Below are 23,479 nucleotides of genomic sequence, written 5' to 3' on the forward strand. Positions count from 1 at the left end.
GTGTAATAATATATGCTTTTAAGAAAATGCGTAAGTTTATTGTCTAACTTGATTTGATATCATTTGATTTAATAAAATGATTTTGTTCTTAAGTTTCTTTATAAAATTTGGAAAACAATTGCCTAGTGTTTTAAAAGGGTTGTGCTAAACATATTCTAAAAGACAAAATGAATTTATATGCTCTTTTTTCTATCAAGATCATCGAGTCAAATTTTTACAACATATCAAATATTTGGTTTTGGTTATTATGCTTAAATGGAAGTTAACATGACTCATCTAATTATTTATCGAAATACAATATTTTGTATTGCAATGTTATTAAATTCATTATGGTTTGGATGTAATTTTTTTTATGTTTATGTTGTTCAACATTCTGTTAGTTTATTAAATCCAGTTCAACAAACATCTATTAAACTTCAATGTTTAAAAAAACTATTTTTAATTAATTGGGGATGCCTCTTACTTTTATTAATTATAGAAAGTTTATTGATACTTATGAAAGGTTTTTCGACTTTAGTAGTTCAATATCTCTTAATCGGTGCTTTTACTATGATAGTGATTGCTTTGTTTATTTTATATAGAGCAGATTTCAAATTTTATACAAATGCGAAGCGATCTATCCGACCAAAATCAGAATTATTTGATAAAATAAATACGTTATTAAAATTTATTGTGATTTTAAGTATTATTAATTGTGCTTTATTGAATTTTGTTTAAATAATACTTATCTTAAAACTTAATCTTAACAATATCATTGATTAATACAATCCAACTCAATATAATGAGTAATTGTTTATCATTTGTTGACGTTCATATTGTTCACGCATCAACAGCAATCAAACCAAATTGTCAATAGATTTTTAGTAAAACGAAAAAACAAATCAATATGCCCACCAGTTCCAAAGAATTATCTACTGAAGTTTTAAATTTTTTTTCTGACTTAAGTTTATCCCAACCTATTTTGAATGCAATTCAATCCATGGGTTATGAAAAACCTACTGAAATTCAGGCACAAGCGATTCCTTTAATTCTTCAAAAAAAAGATGTAGTTGGTATTGCGCAGACTGGTACAGGTAAAACTGCGTCGTTTACTTTACCTATTTTAGAAATTCTCTCTAAACAAAGAGGTCGCGCGAGGATGCCTAGGGCTTTAATCTTAGAGCCTACCCGTGAACTTGCTTTGCAAGTTTCTGAGAATTTGAAACTTTATGGACAAAATTTAAAGCTTTCTCATGCATTATTGGTGGGTGGTGAAAGCATGAACGATCAAAAAGATTTGCTTAATCGAAGTGTGGATATTGTCATTGCTACCCCTGGTCGATTGATGGACTTATTCGACAAAGGCGCTATTTTACTTAATCGCATTCAAATATTGGTTATTGATGAAGCAGATCGTATGTTAGACATGGGTTTTATTCCTGATGTTGAACGTATTGTTTCTTTTATTCCCAAACAGCGACAGACGCTTTTGCTTTCCGCAACTATGTCTAAAGAAATTAAAGCTATTACAACCTCATTTTTAAATGACCCAGTAGAAATTTTTATTTCTCCCCCTTCTTCTCTCGCTGAAACAATTGAGACTGAACTTATTATTGTATCTGAGCAACAAAAAAAAGACGTATTAATAAAAATTCTTAAAAAAGAAGAAGTTAAAAATGCTATTATTTTTTGTAATCGTAAAAAAGACGTGGATATTTTAACACGTTCGTTAAAAAAGCACGGATTTTCATGTGGATCTCTCCATGGCGATCTTAGCCAGCAAATAAGAACCAACACATTGGAAGCATTTAAAAATAATAAAATTCAATATTTAATTTGTTCTGATATTGCAGCACGCGGTTTAGATATAGATAACTTGTCCCATGTTATAAATTACGATTTACCTCATCAAGCTGAGGATTACGTTCATCGTATTGGCCGTACTGGGCGAGCAGGTCGCTTAGGATTTGCGTATAGTCTTGCAACGAAAGAAGAAAGTGAAATTGTTCAGTCCATCGAAGCTTTGACACAAAAGACTATGAAAAAGATTACTTTGGATGTGGCTGAGAATCAATCTAAGGAATCTGAGAAAAAAAATAAAACAGAACCTAACAAAAATTTAGAAAGAGCAACTGGAAAAAAAGATAAGGTTATACCAACTCCTTTGCCTGTACGCGTTCCTATTTCTCAACCGACAAGTAAAGAAAATGAAGAAGTAATTGGTTTCGGTCAGTTTGTTCCTGCATTTATGCTTTCACCTTTTCGCAAAAATACGACAATGTAAAGAACAATAAGTTAGCGTTTTGTCTAATTAAAGTTGCTTAGAGTGATAAGGTAAATAAATTAAAAACTAATCTAAAACATATTAAGGGTTAACCTCGCTTCATCACTCATACGAGAGATATCCCAAGGGGGATCCCAAACAATTTCGACTTCGACTTTTTTTACTCCTTCAATTGTTTCTAAAGCCTCTTTAACCATAAGGGGTAGCTCTTGGGCACTAGGGCAATTGGGGGCTGTTAATGTCATTTCAACATGAATACAGCCGTCATCATTTAAATCAATTGCGTAGATTAATCCTAATTCGTATATATTAACGGGGATTTCAGGATCATAAACGCTCGAGATAGCGTCAATAATAGCATTCTCGCTAATACGAACCGGCTTAGGCGTTTCCCCGAATTTCTCGTTTAAATCATCCGGTAACCAACGTTCAAAATCATTTTCTTTATTATTTGAATCCTTTGTTGTGTACGAATCAGATGATTTTTCAAATTTGGCTAAAACTGATTGCTCTTTTTCGTCAAAAAAACTCATAGTTTTGAATAACTCAACTTTAAGGAAAATTATATATACAATGGACAGAAGCAAGTACGATCAAGCAAACATGTTTTTAATTTTATTTAATGCACCGATAAATCTGTCAATTTCTTCAAAGGTATTGTAAATTCCAAAACTTGCTCTGGCAACACTTGTTTGCTTTAGACGATGCATTAGAGGTTCTGCGCAATGAAAGCCTGCTCTAATAGCTATACCCTGTTGATCCAATAACGTAGCAATGTCAAACGCATGAATTTTTTCCATTGTAAATGATACCACACCCCCACGTTTGGCGGGATTACCAATAGGTGTTATTTCTCTTATAGATGCGAGCTGATCAAGAGTATAGTTGAGTAAAGCTAGGTCGTGATGTTCTAAAGCTTCGTAACCTATAGAAGAGACCCAGCGTATTGCTTCGCCCAGTCCTATAATTTCAAGTATAGGTTGAGTCCCTGCTTCAAATCGGGTCGGCGGTGATGCCCATGTTGATGCTTCAAAGGTTACTTTATCAATCATATCCCCTCCTCCCATGAAGGGGGGCATAGTTTGTAGTAATTCTGTCTTACCGTATAAAATACCAATACCAGTAGGCCCATATAATTTATGACCTGTGAAGGTATAAAAATCAGCGTTTAGATCCTCAACATTTACTTTTTGATGAACAATTCCTTGGCTGCCGTCGATAAGTACTTTAGCATTGTTGTGATGTGCCAATTCAATAATTATCTTTAGGGGATTGATCGTACCAAGAACGTTGGACATATGGGTTATTGCAACTAAAGCAATTTTATGATCTTCCAAAATCTGCTGAAAAGATAAGAGATCAAGTTCGCCTTCATCGGTAATAGGTGCAATATAAAGTGGCACGCCCCAACGATCTCTTAGCATTTGCCAAGGAATGATATTGGCATGGTGTTCCATTTCACTGATAAGTACACCATAACCTTTAGGAATTAAAGATCCGTAAGAATGAGCAACCAAATTAATTGCTTCGGTACTATTTTTTGTGAAAATAATTTCCGATGCGCTTGATGCGTTAATAAATTGCGCGATTAACTTTCTAACTTGTTCATAATCATCGGTCATTTTCTCACTAATAGTATAAATACCTCTGTGGACATTTGCATAGTGGGAACAAATTGTTTTCTTGATGGCTTCAATTACCTGAAGGGGTTTTTGAGCAGACGCTGCACTATCAAGAAAGACAAAAGGATTATTATTTATTGTTTGATTTAGAATAGGAAAATCGTTTCTTATTTTTTTTATATCTAATTTGGGTTGCAAAATCATATTACAAGCCCTCCAAAATTTCAGTATTTAAATGTTTATTAAAAAATTCTTTTGCTAAGGGATCAGTTATATAATCAATAGCCTCGACCACAAAAGCATTGGTTAATATTTGCTTTGCTTGTGGATAAGGAATCCCTTTGGACATTAAGAAAAAAAGCTGTTCATCATCTAATGCGCCAACTGTTGCTCCGTGAGAGCATTTTACATCTTCAGCGTAAATTTCCAATTCTGGTTTCGTATATATTTCCGCTTGATCCGATAAAAGTAACGTTTGGTTTTGCTGTTCAGCATTTGTTTTTTGAGCCTGACGTTTAACACAAACTTTTCCTTGAAAAACACCTTTGCTGCGTTCTGATAAGATGTTTTTTACATTTTGAAATGATGTGCAATGCGGCGCTTCATGAATAAAGTGAGTTGTAATATCTGAGTGTTGATGGGTATTAAGAATTTGTATCGCTCTAAATAAGGTTTCACTCCATTCTCCTAAAAGCTTTACGTTAACTTCTTGTCTAGCAAATTTTGCCTCTTTAGTCATAAGAAATTGCTTATAACGTGCCTGTTCAGCAAGTTTGACGAAGAAATTCGAGCAAAGATAGCTGCTTGGAGAAGGGTTAATAAAATTATTGAATTCTAAGCAAGAATTTTTTTTAAGAAAAATTTGTCTTACAGGATTATTAAAATACGTTCCTTCTCCAATATTCAATTCTAATATAGATAATGTAGAATTTTCCTCTAAAATCCACTGGAATCTTGGATGAAATGCAATAGGATTAGAGTCCAAGGGTTTACCTAGATTTAAAATAAGAATAGTTCCAGCTTGCGTATTTTTTTTTACCTTGAACTCAATTAGCGCGTCACTGCAGATTAAATTAACTTCATTAAGAAAATTAGCTTCATTATTTATGGAATCTGAGTATGGTTGAGCATCAAGATCTACCGTTAGTTTGGAACTATCAAGTAAAGTGGTTAAAGGTTTGACAATATGACCATTTACGCAAACTAATCGAGGAAGTGTTTCAAGATTATTTTCTTTTATTAAGGTGTACACCCAGTGTTCCAAATAGGTATAGTTGAATTGAGTATTATAAGTAAAATTGATTTGTTTTAACCAACTTAGGTTAGAATATTTCCATGAATCGTCTTTAGAGGAAGGCAATTTGTTTTTTCGCAAAAATTCTGAGAGTTTATTCAAATTTTTTTTAAAATTTTTACAAGATTTTTTTTGTATTGAGCTATTAGAATTTTGAGACTTATGGTCTGTCAACATATTAGGCATCAAACTCTCCCAGAAGTCGGCTATATCCCTCTTTTTCAATACGCTTAGAAAGTTCAGGCCCACCAGAGTGTATAATACGACCTTTGGCAAGAACGTGTATGTAATCGGGTCGAATATAATCAAGTAATTTTTGATGATGGGTTATAATTAATGATGAAAATTCCGTAGATTTTAAAGATTTTACACCTTCAGCCACCACTCGTAATGCGTCAATATCTAATCCACTATCTGTTTCATCTAAAATAGCAAAAGAAGGGTGAAGTAAGCTCATCTGTAAAACTTCATTACGTTTTTTTTCACCGCCAGAAAATCCTACGTTGACGTTTCGTTTAAGCATGTCCGAAGAAAACGAAAGTTTTTTGGCTGTTTCCTTTACAAGTTTAAGAAACTTTAAAGAATCTAACTCTTCTTGACCTCGGGCTTTTCTCACAGAATTTACAGCGGTTTTTAAAAAATTAGCGTTGTTAACGCCTGGTAATTCTATAGGGGCTTGAAAAGCGAGAAATAAACCTGCTGCTGCTCGAGCATCGGGTGTAAGGGAAAGGAGATTTTGGCCTTTAAAAAGTACGGAACCTGCAGTGACTTTATAGTCTGGATGTCCAGACAAGACATAGGACAACGTAGATTTTCCAGAGCCATTGGGCCCCATAAGAACATGGGTTTCTCCTGAGGATATAGATAAGTTAATACCGTTTAAAATTGCTTTGCAATGTCCTTCAGGTGATTCATCTTTAACAGAGACATGCAAATTTTTAATTTTGAGTATAGTTTTCATCCGTTAACCCACGCTTCCTTCCAGACTAACTTGTAAAAGTTGTTGAGCCTCAACCGCAAATTCCATAGGGAGCTCCTTAAGAACATCTTTACAAAATCCGTTAACAATTAAACCAATAGCATCTTCTTGAGATAACCCTCTTTGTTGGCAATAAAAGAGCTGTTCTTCTGAAATTTTGGAAGTTGTTGCTTCGTGTTCGATTTTCGTTGAACTGTTTTGGCTTTCGATATAAGGAATCGTATGTGCACCACAATGATTGCCTATTAGTAGGCTCTCACATTCTGTATAGTTTCGAGCATAATTGGCTTTAGGTAACATTTTTACCAAACCCCTATACGTACTATTTGAATGACCAGCGCTAATGGTTTTAGCAATAATTGTAGAACGGGAATTACGCCCAATATGTATCATTTTTGATCCCGTATCTGCCTGTTGATGTCCATTGGTTACAGCAACTGAATAAAATTCACCAATTGAGTTTTCTCCCTGTAAAATACAGGAAGGGTATTTCCAAGTAATTGCAGAGCCTGTTTCAACTTGTGTCCATGAAATGCGGGAATATGCCCCACGACAGATGCCCCTTTTGGTAACAAAATTATAAATACCTCCTACTCCATTTTTATCGCCTGGATACCAATTCTGCACCGTAGAATATTTAATGAACGCATTATCCATGGCAACCAATTCTACAACAGCTGCATGTAATTGATTTTCATCACGCTGAGGAGCCGTACACCCTTCCAAATAAGAGACAGTCGATCGTTCTTCAGCGATGATAAGGGTTCGTTCAAATTGACCTGTGTTTCTGGTATTAATTCTAAAATAAGTGGATAATTCCATGGGGCATTTAACCCCTTTGGGTATGTACACAAAAGATCCATCCGTGAATACCGCTGAATTAAGAGCAGCAAAAAAGTTATCGCCTTGGGAGACAACACTACCCATATATTTTTGTATCAATTCAGGATAAAGCAAAATTGCTTCAGAGATAGGACAGAAAATGACTCCTGCTGTAGCCAAAGTCTTACGAAAAGTCGTTGCAACCGAAACACTGTCGAAAACAGCATCGACTGCAATATTGACATTTTCGGGAGTTGTTTCTTCTTCAACACCTGCAAGGATTGCTCTTTCTTTTAACGGTATACCTAATTTTTCATAAGTTCTTAAAAGCTCTGGATCAACTTCATCTAGAGATTTGGGTTTATTCTTTGATTTGGGAGCGGCATAATAATGTAAGTCTTGGTAATTTATACTAGGGTAATTTAATTTTGCCCAATGTGGTTCTTCCATGGATAACCAAATTCTGTAGGCTTTCAACCTCCATTGAAGCATCCATTCCGGTTCTTTTTTCCGTAAAGAAATTAATTTAATGGTTTCTTCATTGAGCCCTTTCGGCGCTATATCCATTTCTATATTCGTTTCGAAACCATATTTATAAGGCTTATTTGTAACCTGAGTAATTAAAATATCGTCATGATTAGCTTTATTCATTTTGTTTTCTGTTTCTTAATCTTTTATAGATTTTTATTGTTGGAAGATGTTTGAATGTTATTTTTCAATTCCTCGAGTGTGATCGTTTCAAAAAAGTGCTTAATTTGATTATTAATTATGGACCAGTGACCTTGCAAATCACATTGAGAATAAATAATGCGACAACTTTCTGGATTACAATTAACTAAATCAATCGGTCCATCAATAGAGGTAACCACTTGGGCTAACGTTATTTCTTTCAATGAACTTTCTAAATGATACCCGCTTTTGGCTCCTCGACGGGATTTAACTAACGTAGAGCGTGTAAGTATTTTTAAAATCTTAGCAACGGTAGGTTCTGGAATGCCTGTTTCTACGGATAAAACGGTTGAAGACACGGTTTTACGATGACGATCTAAATGAATTAATAAAATAGTAGCATAGTCGGTTAATTTGGAAATCTTTAGCATAAATAAGGTTCACTTTAACGTTTAATACGTTTTGGTTTTAGAAGCGGTTCTTACACATGTAATATAGGACTGTTTTAGTCCAATAAAAGAGATTCGTATAGATTTTATTTAGAGATAAGTGATGTTTTTTTAAAAGAATTTACTAATAATTTATAAAAAACACTACTTACCAAACCAAAAATGCTCAGACCAAAATAGAAAAATTCCTGCAAAAAAGCCAACTATGGACCCATTAATTCTGATGTATTGTAAATCTTTTCCTATTCGGCATTCCAACCGATTTAAAAGATAATGTGTGTTCCAGTTACTGATTACATTTTGGGTAAATTGGATAATTGATTTTTGTATAAGTGGAAAGGAAGACAGAATAATTTTTTGTAAGACGTTATTAAAACAAATTTTTTCACTTTGTTCAGTGCTTAACCGATTTGCGAACTGTACAATCATGTCGTCAAGAATTTTTTTTATCCATCCATTTTCATTCTCTATATCCAATTCGATTTGATTACGGAATCGCTTCCATATCTCTTCTCTCCAATTTTTAACACTATCTTGACTGATAAAATATTTAAGAGAATCGGAGATTTTTTCACTCAATATAGGATTGGTCTCAAATTGACTAATTTCTTTATTAATCCACTTTATAATAGCTTCTTTTAAATAAGGGTCTTGAGGATCAATACGATCAATTTCATAGCTTAAACTGTTTAAAACTTTTGTGGCTACTGAGCTTCCTATTATCCAACCAAGCACCTGTCCACCATGTTCTCTAACTCTGTCTTCAATAAAATATCTTAAATTAGTTTCATTATTTTTTAAGGTATTTTTTAACCCTACTAATAAAAAGGATACAATATCTTGGTAATGCTCATTATCCGTAAGTGTTCTTAGAGAACGTATTAAAAGGGGGGAAAGCGATTCACCATCCAACAATCGAACCATCACTCGTCCAAATATTTGGTTAGTTTGTCCATTTTCAAAATGATTCAATACTTTTGGCAATGATTTAAGTATGTATTGACTCAAAATCTTGGTATTTTCAGATTTTGCAATATAATGAGAAATTAATACTGGACAATTAAGGTTTTTAAACGCGTTCTCAATTTCATTTTTAGTAAAAATATAATGTCCAATAAAACTACCTATGCCTTGTCCTAATTTTTTTTGTTGTGTTGGTAATATCGCTGTGTGAGGTATGGGTAATCCCATAGGGTGTTTAAAAAGTGCGGTAACAGCAAACCAATCGGCTAATCCCCCGATAAAACCTGCTTGAGTACCTGCTCTCAAGGTCTGAGTGTATAACGTATCTAGTATTAGATGTTCGTGTATTACATAGTAATTAAAGAAAGTTAAAATACCCATGAACATAAGCAACGTAGTGGCAAAACGACGATACCTTATATAGGAATTCCACGCGAGATGTTCATGTTCAGTCATATTTTATGAGCCGAGAATTTTTATTATACAAAAAAATTACTTTTATCTTTTCAATCTGTTGGAAATGCTTAATCATAACCTCCGTATTTTTTTTATTCAATTTTTTCTGTAACGGAATCTGTAGTCATGCGCGAAAATTTTAGTCAACCAACGGTTAATTTAGACGAATTAATTTTGCTAACGACGCAGTTAATGTCAAAACAAAATCATGAGCCTACAGAAAATCCTGTATTAATTCTTGCTCAAAAAATAAAACAGTATCTTAAATCCGGCGCGCTTTCATTTGATGAACTAACAGAAATTACTCAAAGACTAAGGGACTCTGCTTTCCTTTCTCATGCTCGATATCTACAAAATTATGTTGGAATGCCTTCTGAAAAAAATATTGTAAACCGTTTTGATCAAGTTTTAAAAAAAATTATCAAGAAAAGTCAAAATTTAGAAAACAATGTTGATGCACCTTGTTTCGAAACATTTAAAAAGTTAATAGAAAAAAGTCAATTCGCAGCGGTGTTCACAGCACATCCTACCTTTGCTTTAGCGAATTCTGTTTACTCAGCTTTAGCCAATTTAGCTAGTCATCCAATTGATAATGAAACAAAATTACCTTTTTTTGCAACCCATCGTCGAGCTTCTCCTCCGACATTACAAGAAGAATTAAACTTAGCCACTAGTGCTATTAGCCGGGCAAGAAATTCCATAGATAGGTTTAATCGACATCTATTTGAATATGCAAAAGCAACGTGGCCTCATCGTTGGATTGAACTTGTGCCTTGTTCTATACTTTTGAGTAGCTGGGTTGGATACGATACGGATGGTCGTACTGATATTAGTTGGTGGGATAGTCTTCGTATACGTCTGCATATGAAGGAATTGCAACTTCAACGCTTATATGATCAGCTTTCTTTTATACCACATCAAGATATAAGTGAATTTAAAAACAAAGTAGCTTTAGCAATCACTATGGTTCAAAGACAAATAAAAATTTGTCCTACTTTTCCAGATCCTGAACAATTTTCAGATTTTGCGAAAGTTTTAATTGAAGAGCGTGAACATTCCATTCATTCCCCAAATCAGCTTTTACCTTTATTCGATCATGCTTTTGAAGTTGTGCAGGAAAAATATAAAATTGATTTACTTATTGCTAAAGTTGGTTTTTTTTCCCATGGATTGAGTTTATCGCACACGCATGTGCGGCTTAATTCTGTTCAAATCCATAATATGGCTCGACAACGTTTGGGGATAATTAATAATTTAGATAGCCCTTCTCATACACGCACATTATTTAATGTCATTAATTCTGCCTTAGAAAATGTAAAGACAATACCTGTAGACTTTGGCGCTATTCTTTCAGAGAAAGCATCAGCAAGTGTTCTCATGATGTTGTTAACTCAAATCACCAAACATATTGATAGTAAAACCCCTATACGTTTTTTAATAGCCGAAACCGAAAGCGGATATACGTTATTGATCGCCTTATGGCTAGCAAAATTATTTGGTATAGAGAATCAAGTTGAAATATCGGCTCTTTTTGAATCGGATAAAGCTTTACAACATGGCTCTCAAATTATGGAACAAGCTTTTCGTTCCGAACATTGGTGTGACTATTTAAGAAAAACAGGTAAATTATGCGTACAGTTTGGCTATTCCGATTCAGGTCGGTTTATAGGTCAAATTGCATCGACCTATCAAATTGAAAAATTAAGACATAAAATTATTTTGTTACTTAGAAAATACGATTTAAATTCCATTGAATTGGTATTTTTTGATACACATGGCGAAAGTATTGGTCGGGGTGCCCATCCTTTTCGTTTGGAAGACCGTTTAAGTTATTTATCTCCTTTTAAAACGGATCAATGTGTTGATAATCTTGACATATCTATACGACGGGAAAGTTCATTTCAAGGTGGCGATGGCTACCTTTTATATGGGTCGCAAGCCTTAGCGGACGCAACCATAAGTATTATCGCGAAGCATATTTTTAATCCCGAGGATGAAACAAACGATCCCATTTATTATGAAAGTGATTTTTGCGCTGATTTCTTTTCAACAATCGCTGCAAAAATGAAAGAATTGGTTAATGATAAAGGGTATGGAACGGTGTTAAGCGCCTTTGGTCCTGGGCTTATTGATAAAACAGGTTCAAGGCCAGCGATTCGACAAAATGATACAACTTCTGTAACTACGCGTATAAAACATCCCAAAGAATTAAGAGCCATACCGAATAATGCAATTTTACAACAATTAGGATGGTGTGCAAATATTTTACAAGGATTAGGAGCAGCTGCTTCTGCAAATCCTGAAATTTTTCAAGAAATGTCCCAAACCAGTCCAAGATTTAAAAAATCTTTAGATTTTGCGTGGCACGCATTGAAGCATTCCAATCCCCTAGTCCTTCGAGCAATGATTTATTTATTGGATCCAGGGATATGGTTAAATCGTGCTAGCACTGAATCCGATCCCGATTTACAGGAATCTTATATTGCTTTGGCTAAAGGGTTGCAGCGTATGGAATTTTGGTCCAGCACACAGGCTATGTTTCATCGTATACATTCTGATCATATTACTTTACTTTCAATATGGAAAGAGGCTCCTCAAATGGATACGAATGAAATTCTACTTCATGCTATACGCCTAGCTCTTATTGAAGAAATTTGGATATTGTCCACAGAAATTCCTTATTTTTCCCCGTACCATGATTTTAGTAGAGAAGTTCTTGAAACGAAAATACTGTGTTTGGAAATTCCAACAGCGCTGGAATTGTTGTCGCATGTGTTTCCTCAAGCCCCTGATTACGATTCTGATTTATATTTTCATGAAACGAAAGGACCACGACATGAAGGTGCTTATGCAAGAGACGATCGTCGAATATTCAAACCTATACAAAAGAATTTTGATTTAATACGTGAAATTAGTGTAGCATTGATTCATAGACTACACGCTTTTGGCTAAATAAAGTTAAATGATTACTTATAATCAGATTGGTAATTCATATCAGTCAGGCTTTCACACAAAGGAAATACGTAATGTTGACATTTATTTGGGCTATCATTATTGGGTTTATTATTGGTGCGATTGCTAAGTTTTTAATGCCAGGAAATCAACCTGGTGGCTTTATTATTACGGTAATACTGGGAATAGCAGGGTCGAGTTTTGCCACATGGATGGGTCAAGTACTTCATATTTACCAACCGGGTCAAAGTGCAGGATTTATCTTCTCTATTGTTGGAGCTATAATAATTCTATTCATCTACAAGAAAATTGTAGAAGTTACCTCAAACCGAAGTACCGATATTTAGACTAGCCTTAACAGTGTAAAGTTAAACCCTTTTATATGAATTATCTTGATGGGTTGGATATTTTTAGAAAAGATAAGGTTTATGTTTTTATCTTTTTGAAAGTATCTGGCTCATCTGAGATTGTTTAGAGTTGTTTTAATCTCAGGGTAATTTGATTTATCGTACTATTCGCTTGTGAATTATATAATTATCATGATCTAATTGCGTTCTTACAATGCTGTGCTTACATAAAAATTATGTCAATTAAATTTTTTGAAAGTTTTTTAATTATTACATTGTCAGATATTTTAATTCAGAGAATACTATATTTTTATTTAAAACGTATTAAAATTATTCTGAGTTTAATAGCTAAGCACAAAACGTTTTTTTTTAAATTAAAATTAAGTGATAAGTCTAATTATTAACGTCTCATATTGAATTATATGTTAGAGAAACTTAAGATTTTGAGCTTTTTACAATCTAATATCAGTTTATTCTGGATAATTATTACAACGTTTTAAATTTTATGATAGGCGTAACAAAATGAACTCAACATTAAATGCTAATAATAGAAACAGTATCTTAGTCGATGTTGATTACAATTATTGCACAATATAAGAAAAAACAAATAAGGTACGTTGAAAATAAGTTAATACATTATATGTTAAATCATATACAGTTAAATTATTATTGTCTCATTTTTTTATAATTGCCATTTTAGAATTGTCAGCAAACACGTATTTTCAAAAAAGGTTTATACGCAATGAAAAAGCTTTCACTCGGGTTAGCAGGCATTGTTATACTCGGCATTGTTGGATTTTTCGTATTAACTTCGCCAATTACGTGGTCGTTGCTTCATCCGATAAGGGATACAGCTAATGATAGCCCAGCAAATTTAAATAATGGACGCGTTATATTTATTGCAGGAGATTGTGCCACTTGTCATGCCACTCCTAATCAAAATAATCCTTTAGTTCTTGGAGGTGGTCGAGCATTAGATACTAATTTTGGGCGTTTTTTTATGCCTAATATTTCTTCAGATACAAAGGATGGAATTGGTAGTTGGACCTTGGAAGAATTTACCAAGGCTGTGCGTGAAGGTGTTGGGCCTAGTACTATAATGTTTGATGGAAAGAATCTTTATCCTGCATTCCCTTATACGTCTTATCAACGTTTAACAGCAAACGATGTTCGTGATCTCTTTGCTTATATAAAAACTTTACCCGCCGTGAAAGGTAAATCACCAAATCACGATTTAAAATTTCCATTTAATTTAAGACTTGGTGTAGGAATTTGGCGGTTATTTTTTTTAGATGGACAGCCCCTATCATCCGACCCCCAAGAATCTGCCCTAATACAGAGAGGTCGCTATTTGGTTGAAGGTCCCGCACATTGTGCGGAATGCCATTCACCCCGCAATATACTTGGAGTAATTAAAAAAAATCAACGCTATGGTGGGGGGGCCACCCCAGATGGTAAAGGACATTTTCCTAATATTAGTCAAGATGACACGGGCATTGGGTTTTGGGCTAAAAATTCTATTGTAAATTATTTACGCACCGGCCAAAATCCAATTGGTAAAATCGCTGGCGGTGATATGGCTGAAGTAATTAAAAATACCCAACAATTGCCTTTTGATGATTTGCAAGCCATAGCAACTTATCTCAAAACCTTACCCGCAGTGGATCGTCCTGGGCCAGGACAACCAGAGCCAAATCGTACTTTACGTATCATCATGTTAAAACAAAAATCTGTGCGTAATGTGATTTTACCTACTTCTTCTTCCAGTGAAATTGCTGATGCAACAAACGTTTATGTTGTAGGGACGAAACAATTTTATTTGCATAAAAACCTATCCGGCGATGAAGATGGTAAATTATTGGCTACAACGAAAATTCAAGTTCTGAAACGTATTGGCGATAAATTACAAGGTCGACTGTCGGGTTGGCAAATGAAGGGTGATCCTTCGGTAATATATGCGCTAAAGGGTCAACGTATTATTTATGCTTTGCTTGGTAAAAATGCAGTGAAAGCAGCTAAGGTAAGCAAAGGTATTGTTGATGCAGAAACAGGTCAAACTTGGTATCCCATTGAGTTAACCTTTTGGACAACAGATAAAAACCTTAATATTGGCTTGTCCGATCTGTGGGCATATTCGTCCAATTTGTTTAGCAATACTTGTAGTGTGTGCCACTCTCTTCCTAAACAAGATGATTATTTGGCCAATCAGTGGATTGGTAATTTAAATGCAATGCGTCGATATACGTCTTTAACGGATGACCAATATCGATTGCTTTTGGCTTACTTACAAAATCATTCTAAAGATGTTCATTTAGGTAAAAACGTTCATTGATGACAATAGTAAAATCACAATTTAAGCAATTACACTCTGAGCTGCTGGCTTTCGGTCAAGAGTGCCAGGCACAGTCAATTGTAGTCGATTGGTTTTCACGTTTTTTTATCGCACCTCCTTCGTGTCAATTCATTGAAGGATGTCAAACTACCCATTTTTACGAATTCCTTAAAATATTTGGAGCTTCGTTAAAGGCACAAAAATTAACCAATATTATTGCAAGAACGTTTAAACGTCATTCTTCTTCAGAACTTGAGCGTCTATTAAATCAGCAATACGTAGCACTCTTTGATGGTCCCAAAGGTTTATATACGGTTAATCCTTATGAAAGTTATTATTATGATGTTCATGGACGCTTATTTCAGCAGCCCTATATAGAAATGCTTTCCCTAATGGAAGCACTCGATGTAAGTGTGATGTCCTCGTGTAAAGAACCACCGGATCATTTGGCTATAGAACTGGCAACGCTTGCTGAAGCTCTACGTCAAGAAAACATAACGAGCATAAGCTTGATGAAGCAATGTTTAATCAAATGGGTTTCTAAAATGAATGAAATTCTTCAACAGGTTGGATCATTAACCTTTTACGCGCCGTTGCTCGAATTGCTAATTATTTATTTATCCTCTCTTGATCTTCATGTGCTTTTTGAAAAGCCGAGTGCTCAAAATTAGGAGAATGTTATGTCTTTCGACAAATCACCCCCTATCTTAACCTCCTTAAGTCGCCGAGCTTTTTTCAAGAGCAGTGCTGCACTTGCCCTGCTTGGTGCCATGGGGGAACCTTTGCTCAGTCATGGTGCACGTGCACAAGAAGGCAAAAAACTTACAATGTCTGGAAGTCATTGGGGAGTGTTTAGAGGTAAAATTGAAAATGGTCGTTTAACATCGGTAATTCCCTGGGAAAAAGACCCTCATCCAAATACAATGCTGCAAGGAATGTTGGATTCTATTTATTCGCCAACACGTATAAAATACCCTATGGTACGACGCGCTTGGTTGGAAAAAGGTCCTGGTGCGGACCCAGAAGGGCGCGGCACAGGGGACTTTGTTCGAATAAGTTGGGAAAAAGCACTTGATCTCGTGGCGGGTGAATTAAGCCGTGTTCGCAAACAATACGGTTCGCATAGTATTTTTGGCGGTTCCTACGGTTGGAAAAGTGTTGGCAAATTTCATAATTGCAGGACTTTATTGCAACGCATGTTGCAGACGACGGGGGGATCCGTTAATTCGCTGGGGGATTATTCCACGGGTGCTGCGCAAGTAATTCTTCCCCATGTTGTTGGTTCTCTTGAAGTTTATGAACAATGCACCACATGGGACGTTATTAAAGAAAATACGAAGTTACTGGTGTTTTGGGGATGTAACCCTGTTAACACCAATCAAATTGGTTGGCTCATACCAGATCATGGTGGGTATGAGGGATTGGATCAAGTTAAAAAAGCTGGTATCCGGGTAATTTGTATCGATCCGATAAACACAGAAACATGCCAATTTTTAAATGGCGAATGGCTAGCACCTCGACCACAGACTGATGTCGCTATGATGATGGGTATTGCGTATACGCTTTATGAAGAAAAACTTTATGATAAAACATTCCTAGATAAATATACGGTCGGTTTCGAGCAGTTCTTGCCCTATTTGCTTGGACAAAAAGACAATATTCCTAAAAATGCAGAATGGGCATCTTCAATTTGTGGTATAAAGTCTAGTGTAATTAAACAACTCGCACGTGATTTTGCCAAAAATCGTACAATGATTGCAGCGGGTTGGTCAATACAACGCCAGCATCATGGAGAACAAGCGCATTGGATGATTGTAGTTTTATGCTCTATGTTAGGTCAAATTGGTCTTCCTGGAGGTGGTTTTGGGTTTAGTTATCATTATTGTAGCGGCGGTTCTCCAACGGCTACAAGCCCTATTTTAAGTGGTATTACTGCTGGGAAAGCTCCGCCTGCAAGTGATTTACCTGCAGGTTGTGCACCTGGTTCGACAGAGTCGGCCTGTCAGCCAAAAACCAATGCTATTCCCGTTTGTCGTTTAGTAGAATCCCTTCTCAATCCAGGTAAGGTTATACAATATAATGGATCAAGTTTAACTCTTCCAGAAATTCATCTTGCTTACTGGGTCGGTGGGAACCCTTTTGCGCATCAGCAAAATCGTAATGAAATGATTCGAGCTTGGAAAAAAATTGACACCTTTATTGTACACGATTTCCAATGGACGGCATCTGCACGCCATGCTGATATTGTATTACCCGTAACGACCTCTTATGAGCGTAATGATATTGAACAACTGGGTGATTACGCCCTTAGTCATATTGTCCCTATGAAAAAACTTATTGAACCGCTTTATGAATCTCGTTCAGATTACGATATATTTGCCGATATTTGTGATCGGTTGGGTAAACGGTACGAGTATACAGAGGGTCTTGATGAAATGGATTGGATTCGTAATTTTTATCATGGTGCGATGATGGAATCGCGTGCAAAAGGTATGGAAATGCCTACATTTGATGTGTTTTGGAACAGTGAAGAAGCTTTAGCTTTTCCTATTGAAACTGCACAAAAACAGTTTGTGCGATATGCCTCATATCGTGAGGATCCTTTGCTTAACGCATTAGGAACGCCTTCGGGTAAAATCGAAATTTATTCACAAAACATAGAAAAAATGCATTACGACGATTGTCCTCCTCACCCTACATGGATGGAACCCATTGAACGATTGAATGGTCCGACTACGAAATATTCGTTGCATATTGCTTCGAACCACCCAATTTTTCGCTTGCATTCACAATTGTGTGGAACAAAATTAAGAGAAAATTATACCATCGGGGGACGCGAACCGTGTTGGATTAATCCCAAAGATGCGGAGGCTCGAAATTTAAAGGAGGGTGACATTGCCAGAGCGTATAATGATCGAGGTCAAATTTTGGTTGGTATCAAAGTGACGGATAACATTATGCCTGGTGTTATTCGTATCAATGAAGGAGGATGGTATGACCCTCTTAATCCCAGAAAAGCAAATACTTTATGTCGTTACGGGGATGTCAATAATCTTACGGTTGGTATTGCTACATCGAAACTTGCGCAAGCGAATTGTGGTCACACAGCGGTTGTTGAACTTGAAAAATTTGAAGGGGAATTACCTTCAGTAACGGTATTTCAGAAACCTTCTTAATTACATGAAATAAATGTACTAAATTCTTAATTAAACAAATTAAGTTGGTACCTGTTACTGCTAATCAACTTCTGCAAAACATTATAGTAATTTGAATGTTATTAGTGTTTTTAATATGAACACAGTAAACGTCACCGTTGAACAGTCACTTTTCATAGCTGTTCAATAATCCCTTTAATAAATTATTTCTTTTTATCATATGCTCACAACTTTATTCGAATAAATGACTTTTCAGCAAAGCATATTGTCCTTAGTCAAAAATCTATATTGTAAATTGCTTTGCGCCCACTTATTTAACGGGGATTACCAAAATTACTTTCTTGATTGTGTGTATAATATAATATTTGCAACAATTAAAAAATTGAAGCTTTTCGAAACGCCTCTATCTATATTCAGCAGCCATTTATGACATAAAAAAATCTACGTAATTCTTTAAACAAAAACCATAATTCTAAAAATATCTAATATTATTAATATTTTAAAACTATTTTACACAGACTAAAGATATCGAAAACACCCCGTTAAGACTTAAATGGTTTTTAGTAAATCATTTTAAGTTGTTTTCAGGATAAATCTTAAATTTTATTATGTCTGATATACTCCCTTTTATAAGAATATCTACAATTTTAATGTATTAAGAATAAAATGAACGATAATTAATTTGACTGTCGTAAAGAAAAAGAAATGGACGAGAGGCCATCCAGTAACGAATATTGGCTCGTAATTTTTGGGGTTTATTTGAAGAACTTAGATTTCCTATATCCATACTTAATTATCTTATCTTTGATATAAATAAAATCCTCTGAAATTGAATGACTTAAGATTTATTTATAAAAGTTTGTGCTGTAGATTTAGTCTTTTGTTTTCTAGTTCATCCGGAGTTTTTAGTAAGGGTGTCAACAGAGCACTGAGAATATAAAGACCCGCATAAATACTGATCACGCCTCCAGCACCAAGTGAAGGATAGAAAAGAACAGTAATTGCGGGGGCAATAAAGGTGCCTAAACCAGCTCCTAGATTCAGTACAGACATGGCGGCACCTTTATTGTCTGGTGCAAGCACCGAAAAAAGAGCTGAAAGTGGGATATAACCTGCCATCGTCACCCCGCATAGACATAGTACACATGCCATTACATAGAAGTTATGACCCAGCAACTGGGGGATTAGCCAGACAAAAACAAGCACCACAGCATAACTTATTCCTCCAACCCATATAATCGTATTACGCCACCCAAAGCGATCACTGAAGAAACCAAAAAACAAGTTCGCAAAAATGGCCACTATAAAAACTGATGACCACATATGTAACCATTCAATTTTTGTATAGCCAAAGCTTATTAAATAAAGTGGGAGGAAGGTTGCGAGACCATATTGGGCTACACCGTTGATTGATTTTACAATTAATCCTATTGATATAACTGGATTTTTTAAAATAGTAATCGCTTTGATTAGTTCTTGGGTATTAAATGGATGTTTTTCTTCTTCTGGTATTTTATCTTTATTGAATAGGATCGCCAGTAAAGCACCAATAATTACGAAAACCATTCCCGTCCATAGTAAATCAATCTCCCCTATCAAAGGAAGTGCTAGTGCGGAGAGCCATGGGCCGATAACGCTCAGACCGAGAGAAAAAGTAAACCAAAACCATCCTACGGCTGTTGATCTGCGAGCAATAGGAGAACTAAAATTAATCCAGACAAGAAAGGAATAAGCGAACAACGGATAACCCAACCCTCTGATTGCGTAAAACAGTATCATCCATGCCAGATTCATGCTACGAAGGCCAATACCAATAAAACCAAAACTTCCAATTACAAAGGCAATGACACCATAAAACATTACCTTTCTGGGCCCCAATGTTTGTACCAATACGCCAGTTATCCAAGCAGCCATTGTAACGGTTACACCACAAGCAGTAAATAAACATGAAGCCTGCGCAACAGAAAGCCCCTTATCCACCAGCCAAATTGATATCCAAGCTTGTTCAACACCATCACCAATCATAAATATTGTCAGTCCAATATAGCCCCACACCAAAGTTCTGGGTAACCCTAGTTTACTAACCACAAAAACCTCTAATACTTACGCTTTAATAAATAAAAACAAGATTTTTAAAATCAATTATCGTCAATTAAGCGCATTAATAATTTTTGGACTTGTATCGCGTCCTGACTACGAATCATTTCTTCAATATTTTCCATGCCGATCTCATCAATAAAATTGGACAATCGTTCGTACATTCTTATATTTTGTTCACACTCAGCAATTGGATCTTCACGCTCGGGAAATGTATCAAAATAGATAAGGCCAGAGAAATTAACTTGTTTAGCATAATAAATGTATTCTAACGTTTGCATTAAGTGCACAGAACCCAACATTAAACCATCATCAAAATGGCCGTAGCCGTCGTTCAAATGAAATCCAATAAGGCGGTTTTGCAATGATGACAAAAAAAGAGAAAACGCTGGATTTTCTTTTTTCATTATCATATGGCAGAAATCAAGGGTAACACCCAAGTTCGGTGCACCTACTTTTTCAATCAATAAGAGGGTTGAAGCACAATCTCCAATAAATGAAAAAGTGCGAGGTCCATACGGTTTGTATTCAAAGCTAAACTGTATATCGGGATTAGCAAATGTAATCCACCGTAAAGACTCGATTAAAAACTCGTAAGCCTGAAAGTAATCCTGTTGAAAAGGATAATCATAGCCATCATAGCCAAAACAGAGTGTTACAATATTCCCTTCTAAAAAACGGCATATTTCTACTGCATCGAATGTTAACCGGATCGCTTTGTTCCTAAGATTTTTGATGGGATTGGTAAATTCGCCATTGATAAATTTTTTATCATAACGAAGGCCGATACCGCTTATTTTAAGCTGATTTTTTTCAATACAATTTTTAATCGCTTGTTTGTCTTGGTTAACAAAATGTTCCGGATAATTCAGCTCAATATGCGTAAGCCCTTTCACGTGTCCCATACGGTTGATGAGATCGTAGGTTGTCATATTTTCTTCAAATTTATGTAGCTCTGGACGAGATCGAAAAGAATCAATTTGTGATGAAAATTTCATTTTTTACCTCGTATGTCTTTTTATAGAAATCAGTTTTCTGCAATCATGGAAAATATATTACTAAAAATAAAATTTATATAATATTTATGATAGTAAAATTTTACTTCTAATAAAATACCTAAATTACAATATATTGTTTATTGCAATCAAACTGAGGCGTATTAGTTTATAAAAATGCTATTTAGCAATTGAGATTGAAATTTTAATGGTAGAGCAATATGTCAAGTAAACTAAAAGGCAAGCAAATTCCTCTTCTCGCTAAAACTTTAATTCCCCAGTTAGGCAAAAAAGAACGAACCATTGCTCGTTTTATTCAAAATAACCCCGAAAGCCTCGTAAAAATGGATATTCATGATATAGCTAACGTTTTAAATGTTAGCATGTCGAGTATTACCAAAGTTTCCAAAAAGCTAGGATTTTCTGGTTTTTATGAGCTTAAGATTAATCTTTCCAATACTACAGAAGATTTAGACGATAATGGATTACCAGCGGTTTTTCCTTATAGCACTATGTCTGCGGAAAATATTATTGATAACACATTTCTTAGCTCAATACTTGCGCTTCAGGAAAGTCGAAATGTATTAAAATACAAAGTCATTACCGATGTGTCATCCCTATTTATCAATTGTCCGTCCTCCAACAAAATTTTACTTGCAGGTTGTGGGGGTTCAGCCGCCATTTGCGATGATTTTCATCATAAACTGCTTAAAATAGGTATATTCTCAAGTGTTTTTAATGATAGCCATAAGCAACTTATGGCTGCGTCGCTGTTAAACAAAGGGGATATATTACTTGTTGTTTCACATTCAGGGCAGAGCACTGACATTATTAATATGGTTACTATCGCCAACGATAATGATGCAGAAACGATTTGTTTAACCAATTACCCCAATAGTCCTTTAAGTCGGATTGTTAAATATCCGATTGTCTCAGTGGTAAAAAATAATCAAATAACGGGAGAAAACGCAGTCACCCGTATTGTGCATTTAAATATCCTTGATGCAATATTTACAATTATTACCAGCAAAACCAGTCAAGCAAGTCGTATGAAACTAAATTGTACAACCAATGCTGTTTCAGTGAAAAGAACGTTTAAGTAAGAAATTTTCATGAACTACGATGTGGTTGTTATTGGTAGTTTAAACTACGATATTTTAATCCAGCAAGATCGATTGCCGTATATTGGTGAAACTTTTATTGGAAATAAAGTATTGATGATGCCTGGTGGTAAAGGGGCAAATCAGGCGGTTCAATGTGCAAAACTTGGTCTTAAGGTTAATTTTATCGGCTGTGTTGGTAACGATATCTACGGCGATGAAATGTTGAAATCGCTTAGAAACAACGCTGTTATTACGGAAAATATATATCGAAGAGGTCCAACTTCAGGAATTGGCCTTGCGCAAATTTTAACATCTGGAAACTATTGCGGTACGATCATCAAAGGCGCGAACTATTTACTAACAAAAGATGATATCAAAGATGATCTCTTCAAAGACACTTCTCTTGTTATTCTTCAATCAGAAATACCGTCAGAAGTCGTTGAATGCGCTATTTATAAAGCGAAAATTCATGGCTGCAAAATTATCGTCAATAATGCGCCTGCGCGATATATTCCACTAGAAGTATTGAAGAGGATTGATTATCTAATTGTTAATGAAATGGAAGCAGAATTTATGTCTGGACAAACTGTGCAAAGCGTTGACGATGCCATAAGCTGTATTGATGCATTGCGCGGAAAAAATGTAATAGGGAATGTGATTATTACTCTCGTTGACAGAGGCCATTCCCTTTGCTGCCGAAATTAGCGCTTATTCTATTCAGAAATATGGCGTACAAAGTTCCTTTCCAATGCTTGTCGATGTTCAACATGCGCTTAAAGGTAGAATGTCTTAATTAATTACTAATAGTCTCGTAACTGTTGCTTTTATTAAATAAACTGGAAACGTTAGTTGGCCATCATGTCCACTGCTATAACTGGGGATTTTTTGAAACTAATATGCTATTGTTTGTTTAAATAATATCCTTTTATTTGCATTCTTTATTTTAATAATGAATTAAAAATGAGAATAGAAACTTAAAAG

General features: G+C 35.2%; 17 protein-coding genes. 8 read left to right on the forward strand and 9 right to left on the reverse strand.

Annotation, left to right across the window (positions count from 1 at the left end):
- Nucleotides 1-886 precede the first annotated feature (886 nt).
- Nucleotides 887-2,263, forward strand: a complete 1,377-nt coding sequence (locus AABE15_RS06465; RefSeq protein ID WP_338330469.1) for a DEAD/DEAH box helicase — start codon at nucleotides 887-889, stop codon at nucleotides 2,261-2,263.
- A gap of 71 nt (nucleotides 2,264-2,334) precedes the next feature.
- On the opposite strand, the gene AABE15_RS06470 is transcribed toward AABE15_RS06465, so the two are convergent.
- The 7 genes from AABE15_RS06470 to AABE15_RS06500 form a co-directional block, all read right to left on the reverse strand.
- Nucleotides 2,335-2,796: an SUF system Fe-S cluster assembly protein gene (locus AABE15_RS06470; RefSeq protein WP_338330470.1), complete on the reverse strand. Its 462-nt coding sequence runs from the start codon at nucleotides 2,794-2,796 to the stop codon at nucleotides 2,335-2,337.
- A gap of 60 nt (nucleotides 2,797-2,856) precedes the next feature.
- Nucleotides 2,857-4,089: a SufS family cysteine desulfurase gene (locus AABE15_RS06475; protein WP_338330471.1), complete on the reverse strand. Its 1,233-nt coding sequence runs from the start codon at nucleotides 4,087-4,089 to the stop codon at nucleotides 2,857-2,859.
- Between the two features lies 1 nt (nucleotide 4,090).
- Nucleotides 4,091-5,137: a Fe-S cluster assembly protein SufD gene (gene sufD, locus AABE15_RS06480; RefSeq protein ID WP_338330472.1), complete on the reverse strand. Its 1,047-nt coding sequence runs from the start codon at nucleotides 5,135-5,137 to the stop codon at nucleotides 4,091-4,093.
- 220 nt (nucleotides 5,138-5,357) lie between these two features.
- Complete coding sequence (gene sufC, locus AABE15_RS06485; RefSeq protein WP_338330473.1) at nucleotides 5,358-6,140, reverse strand: Fe-S cluster assembly ATPase SufC; 783 nt, start codon at nucleotides 6,138-6,140, stop codon at nucleotides 5,358-5,360.
- A 3-nt stretch (nucleotides 6,141-6,143) separates the two neighbouring features.
- Complete coding sequence (gene sufB / locus AABE15_RS06490; protein ID WP_338330474.1) at nucleotides 6,144-7,631, reverse strand: Fe-S cluster assembly protein SufB; 1,488 nt, start codon at nucleotides 7,629-7,631, stop codon at nucleotides 6,144-6,146.
- A gap of 23 nt (nucleotides 7,632-7,654) precedes the next feature.
- A complete protein-coding gene (locus AABE15_RS06495) occupies nucleotides 7,655-8,080 on the reverse strand; it encodes an Rrf2 family transcriptional regulator (RefSeq protein WP_338330475.1) in 426 nt (141 codons plus the stop codon).
- A 162-nt stretch (nucleotides 8,081-8,242) separates the two neighbouring features.
- On the reverse strand, nucleotides 8,243-9,517 hold the full coding sequence (locus tag AABE15_RS06500) for a DUF445 domain-containing protein (RefSeq protein WP_338330476.1): 1,275 nt from the start codon (nucleotides 9,515-9,517) through the stop codon (nucleotides 8,243-8,245).
- A 126-nt stretch (nucleotides 9,518-9,643) separates the two neighbouring features.
- Here AABE15_RS06500 and AABE15_RS06505 point away from each other — a divergent pair, with 126 nt between their 5' ends.
- The 5 genes from AABE15_RS06505 (at nucleotide 9,644) to torA (ending at nucleotide 18,324) form a co-directional block, all read left to right on the forward strand.
- Nucleotides 9,644-12,469 carry a phosphoenolpyruvate carboxylase gene (locus AABE15_RS06505; protein WP_338330477.1) on the forward strand — a complete coding sequence of 942 codons (2,826 nt, stop codon included), beginning with the start codon at nucleotides 9,644-9,646 and terminating at the stop codon, nucleotides 12,467-12,469.
- Between the two features lie 74 nt (nucleotides 12,470-12,543).
- Nucleotides 12,544-12,816 (forward strand): GlsB/YeaQ/YmgE family stress response membrane protein, encoded by a 273-nt coding sequence (locus AABE15_RS06510; protein WP_338330478.1) that lies wholly within the window; start codon nucleotides 12,544-12,546, stop codon nucleotides 12,814-12,816.
- Between the two features lie 742 nt (nucleotides 12,817-13,558).
- On the forward strand, nucleotides 13,559-15,148 hold the full coding sequence (locus AABE15_RS06515; RefSeq protein ID WP_338330479.1) for a c-type cytochrome: 1,590 nt from the start codon (nucleotides 13,559-13,561) through the stop codon (nucleotides 15,146-15,148).
- Nucleotides 15,148-15,819, forward strand: a complete 672-nt coding sequence (locus AABE15_RS06520) for a molecular chaperone TorD family protein (protein WP_338330480.1) — start codon at nucleotides 15,148-15,150, stop codon at nucleotides 15,817-15,819. The genes AABE15_RS06515 and AABE15_RS06520 overlap by 1 nt, the downstream gene beginning before the upstream one ends.
- A 9-nt stretch (nucleotides 15,820-15,828) precedes the next feature.
- Nucleotides 15,829-18,324: a trimethylamine-N-oxide reductase TorA gene (gene torA, locus AABE15_RS06525; protein ID WP_338330481.1), complete on the forward strand. Its 2,496-nt coding sequence runs from the start codon at nucleotides 15,829-15,831 to the stop codon at nucleotides 18,322-18,324.
- Between the two features lie 828 nt (nucleotides 18,325-19,152).
- On the opposite strand, the gene AABE15_RS06530 is transcribed toward torA, so the two are convergent.
- Together AABE15_RS06530 and AABE15_RS06535 are read right to left on the reverse strand one after the other, a co-directional pair.
- Nucleotides 19,153-20,391 (reverse strand): MFS transporter, encoded by a 1,239-nt coding sequence (locus tag AABE15_RS06530; RefSeq protein ID WP_338330482.1) that lies wholly within the window; start codon nucleotides 20,389-20,391, stop codon nucleotides 19,153-19,155.
- 50 nt (nucleotides 20,392-20,441) lie between these two features.
- Complete coding sequence (locus AABE15_RS06535; RefSeq protein WP_338330483.1) at nucleotides 20,442-21,398, reverse strand: sugar phosphate isomerase/epimerase family protein; 957 nt, start codon at nucleotides 21,396-21,398, stop codon at nucleotides 20,442-20,444.
- Nucleotides 21,399-21,616: 218 nt separating this feature from the next.
- Between AABE15_RS06535 and AABE15_RS06540 the strand changes: the two genes are divergently transcribed.
- Complete coding sequence (locus AABE15_RS06540; protein ID WP_338330484.1) at nucleotides 21,617-22,498, forward strand: SIS domain-containing protein; 882 nt, start codon at nucleotides 21,617-21,619, stop codon at nucleotides 22,496-22,498.
- A gap of 9 nt (nucleotides 22,499-22,507) precedes the next feature.
- Nucleotides 22,508-23,203, forward strand: coding sequence for a PfkB family carbohydrate kinase (locus AABE15_RS06545; protein WP_338330485.1), 696 nt, complete (start codon nucleotides 22,508-22,510; stop codon nucleotides 23,201-23,203).
- Nucleotides 23,204-23,479: the final 276 nt, after the last annotated feature.

Origin of the sequence: Commensalibacter sp. Nvir (assembly GCF_963921845.1) — a bacterium.
Lineage (GTDB): Bacteria > Pseudomonadota > Alphaproteobacteria > Acetobacterales > Acetobacteraceae > Commensalibacter.

What these genes read in the sequence shown, in the direction of transcription:
- AABE15_RS06465 (WP_338330469.1), top strand. Translation starts at nt 887, where the DNA reads ATGCCCACCAGTTCCAAAGAATTATCTACTGAAGTTTTAAATTTTTTT.
- AABE15_RS06470 (WP_338330470.1), bottom strand. Translation starts at nt 2,796, where the DNA reads ATGAGTTTTTTTGACGAAAAAGAGCAATCAGTTTTAGCCAAATTTGAA.
- AABE15_RS06475 (WP_338330471.1), bottom strand. Translation starts at nt 4,089, where the DNA reads ATGATTTTGCAACCCAAATTAGATATAAAAAAAATAAGAAACGATTTT.
- sufC (WP_338330473.1), bottom strand. Translation starts at nt 6,140, where the DNA reads ATGAAAACTATACTCAAAATTAAAAATTTGCATGTCTCTGTTAAAGAT.
- sufB (WP_338330474.1), bottom strand. Translation starts at nt 7,631, where the DNA reads ATGAATAAAGCTAATCATGACGATATTTTAATTACTCAGGTTACAAAT.
- AABE15_RS06495 (WP_338330475.1), bottom strand. Translation starts at nt 8,080, where the DNA reads ATGCTAAAGATTTCCAAATTAACCGACTATGCTACTATTTTATTAATT.
- AABE15_RS06500 (WP_338330476.1), bottom strand. Translation starts at nt 9,517, where the DNA reads ATGACTGAACATGAACATCTCGCGTGGAATTCCTATATAAGGTATCGT.
- AABE15_RS06505 (WP_338330477.1), top strand. Translation starts at nt 9,644, where the DNA reads ATGCGCGAAAATTTTAGTCAACCAACGGTTAATTTAGACGAATTAATT.
- AABE15_RS06510 (WP_338330478.1), top strand. Translation starts at nt 12,544, where the DNA reads ATGTTGACATTTATTTGGGCTATCATTATTGGGTTTATTATTGGTGCG.
- AABE15_RS06515 (WP_338330479.1), top strand. Translation starts at nt 13,559, where the DNA reads ATGAAAAAGCTTTCACTCGGGTTAGCAGGCATTGTTATACTCGGCATT.
- AABE15_RS06520 (WP_338330480.1), top strand. Translation starts at nt 15,148, where the DNA reads ATGACAATAGTAAAATCACAATTTAAGCAATTACACTCTGAGCTGCTG.
- torA (WP_338330481.1), top strand. Translation starts at nt 15,829, where the DNA reads ATGTCTTTCGACAAATCACCCCCTATCTTAACCTCCTTAAGTCGCCGA.
- AABE15_RS06535 (WP_338330483.1), bottom strand. Translation starts at nt 21,398, where the DNA reads ATGAAATTTTCATCACAAATTGATTCTTTTCGATCTCGTCCAGAGCTA.
- AABE15_RS06540 (WP_338330484.1), top strand. Translation starts at nt 21,617, where the DNA reads ATGTCAAGTAAACTAAAAGGCAAGCAAATTCCTCTTCTCGCTAAAACT.
- AABE15_RS06545 (WP_338330485.1), top strand. Translation starts at nt 22,508, where the DNA reads ATGAACTACGATGTGGTTGTTATTGGTAGTTTAAACTACGATATTTTA.